Consider the following 6,054-nt stretch of genomic DNA (forward strand, 5'->3'; position numbering starts at 1 on the left):
ACGAACGTTAAAACAATGCGAAAAAAGACTATTGAAAAGACATTTAAAAAATGCTATAATAGTACAGTTTAAAAAGGAAAAAGGGTTTAGACGAACAATGACATATTTAAGACTAAAAAAACTAAATTCAGAAAGCCCAGTAAAGGGAATTGTACTAAGAACAAAGCCGCGCAAATATTCATCTACATGTAAAGAAAAATGGATTTCAAAAAAAAGCTCAATACTAATTACGGGAGTGGCGAGCGCGGGAAAAACGCGAGAGCTTGAAAAGCTATACAATGCAAGGACGGAGATTTTTCCAAAAGACACATTTATCAAAATCAACGCTCACGAAAGTGTCGGCGATTGGATTACAAAAAATCTAAGCGAAAGCATTTTGACGCAATTCATCGAAAGCAACAAAGACGACGAATTGACATATCAATATCTCTCAAAAAATTCAAAAAAACAAACGGTACAGCTTGAAGCTCTCGAATATTTCGCTAACGGTTCGATTGTATTCATTGACGACCTCGACAAAATGCAAGGACGAAAAAAAGAGTTTTTGAAGCAAATCATAAAAAATGCGCGCATTGTCATCGCCTCGGCTGAAAGCGATCTCACAATAGATAAAACAATCTATTCAATTTTGAAGCAAAAAAATTTTAACGAAATACCATTAACAAGCGGCACGAGCTACGACATGACGAACGCGTCAATCATAATTTTAATAATCGCAATGCTTGCCACGGGACAACATGAACTCGCGGGATTGATAATGGTCGCCCGCTTCGCAATGCGGGGGAAATCAAAGTGAACCGCGCCCGCTTCGCGCCCGCGTTACTATTTTATGCCCACCCACGCGCATATCACGGCGCGCCTTACCTTTTCCTTACTGCTCGCCTCTCGTCGGCGGGACTTCGTGCGCCTTTGTTCGGCGTTTTGGCGGGACTTCGTGCGCCAAAAACGCACCAAGGAAAAGCCAAGGCGCGCCGTGATATTTACGCGCTCCCACCCTCAAAAAGAAGAGCAAAGAGCGGAGAGGTTGCCCGCGCGCGGGGTTTCTTTGTAGAATATCTTTTGCTAGCTGACCTTAACGATTTGCTACGCAAAAGGTTAAGCAAAGCTATCAAAAAAAAGAGACAAACAAACACCGCCGAGGCGGGGAACATCATCAAAGAGAAAGAAAATGCAAACGCAAACATACACGATTGACGCAAAAAAAGCGCACGAATTTTTAAGAACTTTGCACGAAAAAGAAGAGGCGGCGCGCCGTTCAATTTTTGGAAAAGATGAAGCGGAAGAGTGGGCAAAAATTAGAAGAATGTTTTTAGGAACGATGAAAGGCAAAAAATGAAAAAAATAACAATGTTAATAATGGCGACAATAGCCGCCGCCGCGTTCGATGAAACGCCAAACGGAATTACAAAAAAAGACATTATGACGCTTCAAAACTTCGCGCCGACGGTTTACGAAAAAACGAAGCTCAAAACAAAAGACGCAAAAATAGCGGCAATAGCGGCTTTCATACTTGAAAAAATGCCTTATAAAATAGAATACAACAGACTAAAAATTGAGGCGAGCGCGGGAGTTGGAAGAAGAACAGCGCGAAACGGAGATGAGGGAAGTACGGGCGCGGTGTTTCCATCTGATTTTAACTATTACACTACGGGAATAGTGGCAACATATCCGCTCTATGACGCGAAAGAAACGAGAGACATAGAAAAGCAAAAGCTAAATCTTAAAATGTCAATTATTGACGACGTTAAAAAATTCTTCGACGCAGAGATAGCCGCGCGCGCCGCGCGCGATAGATTGGAAATTGAGGAGCTAAAGCAAATACGAGCAAAAGCGCGCGCCGCCGAGGGAGTAATTGCGCTTGATGATAGAATAAGCATAATGGAAAAAATAGCCGATCTAAGAGAAAAAGTAGCAACAAATGAAGCGGAGCAAGGCGCGGCAAAAGAAAAACTTTTAGCATATCTGAACGAAAGCGACAAAAGAGAATTTGAGGAACTAATAAAATGACGTGGAAAAGCCACACGGCTATCGCCGCGGCAATAGCGTTGCCGTTCTCGCCCGCTTCGCTTCCCGCCGTGATTATAGGGGCGACCGCTCCCGATTGGTTGGAATATGTAGCGAAATTCTTTGGCGTACATGTAAAGCACCGACAAGAAACACACTATTTGATCATCCCGATAATGCTCATAGCTTTATCTTTTCTAATTGATTTTAGAGCGATACTATTTTGGTTTGGGATTGGGTACATTTCGCATTGGTTCGCAGATAGTTTGACGATTACGGGCGTACCGATCACGCCAAACGACAGACACAGAATTCATCTGCTCGGCGGGAAGATTAAAACGGGAGAACCGCTAGAATATGTAGTTTCGTTTGGGTTGCTGATCGCTAGCGTGTCGATTTCATCAAACGCAATAGAATTGTTAAACCAAGAACACGGCTTTAATAAGTATCACATGAATTATGATTATTTACATAAAAATGGCATTATAGACAATAAAGAAGCCGTGGAAACGAGGTTTAAACTATTTTGATTTCATCAAAAATACTTTACAATAAAACGGGAACAGATGAGAGCTACACGCCCGCCCACGCGGTCGCGCCGATACTAAAGTACATACCACCGCGCGCGGTGGTATGGTGTCCTTTTGACACAAACGAAAGCGAATTCGTAAAACAGATTTCAAAGAAAAATAAGGTTATCGCCTCTCATATAGACTTTGAACAGGACTTCTTAAAATGGCAACCAGCGCAAGCGTGGGACATTATTATTTCAAATCCACCATTTACATGTAAGCGATTGATTTTTGAGCGGGCTTTAAGTTTTAAAAAGCCTTTCGCGCTCTTGATGACTTGCGCGTGTTTGAATGATAAATACCCACTATTCAGCTTCAAAGAAGCCGCCGCCGCCCCGCAATTTCTATTTTTTGACAGACGAATACACTACAAACAAAACGGAACAACAGAAAAAAACACTACATTTATGAGCGCATATTTTTGTAGAAACTTCCTACCTAATCAAATAATTTTAGAGACGCTATAATTTCAATCCTTACATGTAAGGATTGAAAGGAAAGCGATGTTAAAAAAGATAATGATTTGCGCCGCTCTAGCGGCTCAAATTCAAGCGGGAACGCTTGACGGCATAGTGGTGGCAGTAACAGACGGCGACACGCTTAAAATGCTAACAAACGATAAAAGAGAAATAAAAATAAGATTAGCAAAAATAGACGCGCCCGAAAAATCGCAAGCGTTCGGGCAAGCCTCAAAAAAAGCCTTGTCGGATATTTGCTACAAACAACATTTACATGTAGAGATCGAAACGATAGACAGATACGGGCGAACCGTGGGAACGGTTACATGTAAAGGAATAGAAGCAAATTTGGAACAGATTAAAAACGGTATGGCGTGGGTTTATGTAAAGTACACAAAAGATCAAAAATACATTGAAGCAGAAAAAAAAGCGAAAGAGGAAAAAGCGGGGCTATGGAAAGAACCCACGGCGACACCGCCGTGGGAGTTTAGGCGGAACGCTCATACTTTAAGCGAACAGCCAAAATCTTAGCTTTAAGCGCGTCGCGCTCTTTGCGTCGCGCGAGAGAGTACGCCGCGCGCAAGTCTATTTCCTCGCGGTAACGAATAGGGCAAGGTTTTAAAAAACTATAATCAATGTCAGCCGCGCGAACATCGTCAGGAACGCCCAAGCCTTTAAAGTGTCTTGAATTTATAACGGTTTGTCTTTTGTTTAATGTCTGTCTCACGATTTCCCCTTTGTCATAGCCTAAAGAATTAAATTTTAACATGTACCAAACAATCGAACGCGCGACAGTCGCGCTATTCTCTTTTATTCGTCGGTAAACGCTCAAATTATACCTCAAAAAAATTACTAAAAACGGCGTAACATCGCCGTAAACTAGTAAATTAAGATGAGGGTTAAAGCCTAGCGATTGGGAAAAGCTAACTTCAAGACGACCAAAAAAAACATTTTTTAATCGTCCTCGTTTAACCTCTTCCCGAATATCGTCAATGACTCTGTAAATTTCATTGAGTCCAACGCCAAGCCCGCCGCGCTTTTGTGTTTTGATAACAAAATATGTTAAAATTCCATTAGGTGGAATTTTTGTACCCTCACAAAAAGTCTTAAATTCTCTACGTTGCCACGACTCCGCACAGTCGCGGCAAGTGAGGTGCTTTTTGCACCTCTTACCTACCTCACAAACCATAGTCTAATCCTTAACTTTGATTTTTCTCGAATTAATAAAATTTACTAAAGTACCACGAGCACACCCAAAAATCTTGGCGATTGAGGCAACGGGTACGCCTTTGGTTGCTAAGTCGATAATCTGTTCCTCTTTGCCGTCAAGTTTGCTTTTGATAACTGCGCCTTTTTTACGACCAAGCTTTACGCCCTCACTTTTGCGACGCTGTAAAGCTTCTTTAGTTCGTTGGCTAATGAGTTCCCTTTCGATTTCAGCAGCAAGACCAAAGGCAAAAATTAAGACGCTTGATTGTATTTTTTGATCGTGCGCATTGATAATGAACCCACCTTTAATAATGTGAGTATTTACGCCGCGTTCGGTTAAGTCCTTGAAAATTGTCATAACTTCAAGAATAGAACGCCCAAGCCTTGAAAGCTCAGACGTGACAAGCACGTCGCCGCTTTTAAGGGAAGCGATAAGGCGACTAACGTCGCGCTCTTCGAGCTTGACGCGAGAACTAACGGTTTCACTGATAAACTCTACGGGCGAGAGATTTAAGCGATTACAATATTCCAAAATACCGTGTTTTTGATTGTCGTAATCTTGCTTGTCGGTTGATACACGAATGTAACCATATATCATAATTTCCCCTTTGTGTTAATTTAGACGTATTATACAATAAGACGGTCACAATGTCAATACTCTAAACGACCGTCTAGGCTGAACGAATAGCAACAACAAAAAAAACAAAAAAACCGCCCCCCGCTATATATAAAAACTAGACAAAAAAAGACAGTATAAACGTGCCTAAAAATGACATTTTGAAGTCAAAAAAGAGGCAAAAAATGACTAAAAAATCATTACATGTAAGGATTGATCGAATAGCTCTACATGTAAGGATATTTCAGAACCCTTACATGTAAGGATTGATTGAATAGCTCTACATGTAAGGATATTTCAGAACCCTTACATGTAAGGATTGATTGAATAGCTCTACATGTAAGGATATTTCAGAACCCTTACATGTAAGGATTGATCGAATAGCTCTACATGTAAGGAAATACAATACCCGCCCGCTTCGCGGGCTAAGGCAAAGAGCGCGCCGAGCCTCGGTCTCGGCTTAATAGCTCCGCCGCGCCACGGTCGCGGCTACGCAACTCCGCGCGCCTCGGTCGCGCTACGTTCTCCGCTTCGCTTCGCGCCCGCCACGGTCGGGCTTGACGTTCACGCACCGCATACGCGTTGCGTTCACTGCTCACGCCACGCCCCCACATCGGGGGGCTAAGGTTGGCGCGTCGTTCGCAATCCCCGCCCCTACTCGCGCGGCTCCCCACGTCGCCCCGCCGCCGCTCGGACATTTATGGGGCGGGGAATAATAAGTGCCTCGTTCTCAAAATATCAGCCCCGCCCCGTGCGTCCGCGTGGGACGCTACTCCGTAGGTTTCTAAAATGTACCTTTGCAAGCAAAGTTATTTTAAATCTCTTTTCCTCGTTCACGTTTTCGCTGACCTTTCGCTTACCTATTTTTCTCACTTCGGGGGACTTCGTGCCCTACGCTCGAAACTTTGCGGGGGACTTCGTGCCCGCAAAGACATAGCCAAGCGAAAGCCAAGCGGAAAACGTGAACGAGGAAAAGAGACAGCACGCGCGAACGTTATAGTTATTATAGAAGAGATTGACCGACCAAAGCAGGGTTTAAGTTTAGAGCTAATAATTTGTACAGTCTAAACGAACGTTAAAACAATGCGAAAAAAGACTATTGAAAAGACATTTAAAAAATGCTATAATAGTACAGTTTAAAAAGGAAAAAGGGTTTAGACGAACAATGACATATTTAAGACTAAAAAAACTAAAT

Annotated in this window: 9 protein-coding genes; 7 read left to right on the top strand and 2 right to left on the bottom strand. The window is 42.6% G+C overall.

Annotated features, from left to right (window positions below; translation table 11 throughout):
• The 7 genes from PHE37_RS13720 to PHE37_RS13750 form a co-directional block, all read left to right on the top strand.
• Positions 1-796, top strand: a 796-nt coding sequence (locus PHE37_RS13720; RefSeq protein WP_300008819.1) for a hypothetical protein, incomplete at its 5' end; no start/stop codon positions are given.
• Positions 793-1,194, top strand: coding sequence for a hypothetical protein (locus tag PHE37_RS13725; protein WP_300008821.1), 402 nt, complete (start codon positions 793-795; stop codon positions 1,192-1,194). The genes PHE37_RS13720 and PHE37_RS13725, both read left to right, overlap by 4 nt.
• Positions 1,169-1,336 carry a hypothetical protein gene (locus PHE37_RS13730; protein WP_300008823.1) on the top strand — a complete coding sequence of 56 codons (168 nt, stop codon included), beginning with the start codon at positions 1,169-1,171 and terminating at the stop codon, positions 1,334-1,336. Before PHE37_RS13725 ends, PHE37_RS13730 begins: the two co-directional genes overlap by 26 nt.
• Positions 1,333-2,007: a hypothetical protein gene (locus tag PHE37_RS13735; protein ID WP_300008825.1), complete on the top strand. Its 675-nt coding sequence runs from the start codon at positions 1,333-1,335 to the stop codon at positions 2,005-2,007. The genes PHE37_RS13730 and PHE37_RS13735 overlap by 4 nt, the downstream gene beginning before the upstream one ends.
• Positions 2,004-2,534 carry a metal-dependent hydrolase gene (locus tag PHE37_RS13740; RefSeq protein ID WP_300008827.1) on the top strand — a complete coding sequence of 177 codons (531 nt, stop codon included), beginning with the start codon at positions 2,004-2,006 and terminating at the stop codon, positions 2,532-2,534. Before PHE37_RS13735 ends, PHE37_RS13740 begins: the two co-directional genes overlap by 4 nt.
• Positions 2,531-3,043, top strand: coding sequence for a sugar-phosphate nucleotidyltransferase (locus PHE37_RS13745; protein ID WP_300008829.1), 513 nt, complete (start codon positions 2,531-2,533; stop codon positions 3,041-3,043). Before PHE37_RS13740 ends, PHE37_RS13745 begins: the two co-directional genes overlap by 4 nt.
• Before the next feature lie 36 nt (positions 3,044-3,079).
• Positions 3,080-3,565, top strand: a complete 486-nt coding sequence (locus PHE37_RS13750) for a thermonuclease family protein (RefSeq protein ID WP_300008831.1) — start codon at positions 3,080-3,082, stop codon at positions 3,563-3,565.
• Here PHE37_RS13750 and PHE37_RS13755 read toward each other — a convergent pair.
• Together PHE37_RS13755 and PHE37_RS13760 are read right to left on the bottom strand one after the other, a co-directional pair.
• Positions 3,522-4,223: a hypothetical protein gene (locus PHE37_RS13755; RefSeq protein ID WP_300008833.1), complete on the bottom strand. Its 702-nt coding sequence runs from the start codon at positions 4,221-4,223 to the stop codon at positions 3,522-3,524. The two genes, PHE37_RS13750 and PHE37_RS13755, sit on opposite strands and share 44 nt — an antisense overlap.
• Positions 4,224-4,226: 3 nt before the next feature.
• A complete protein-coding gene (locus PHE37_RS13760) occupies positions 4,227-4,841 on the bottom strand; it encodes a recombinase family protein (RefSeq protein WP_300008835.1) in 615 nt (204 codons plus the stop codon).
• Positions 4,842-6,054 lie beyond the last annotated feature (1,213 nt).

Origin of the sequence: Sulfuricurvum sp. (assembly GCF_028681615.1) — a bacterium.
Lineage (GTDB): Bacteria > Campylobacterota > Campylobacteria > Campylobacterales > Sulfurimonadaceae > Sulfuricurvum.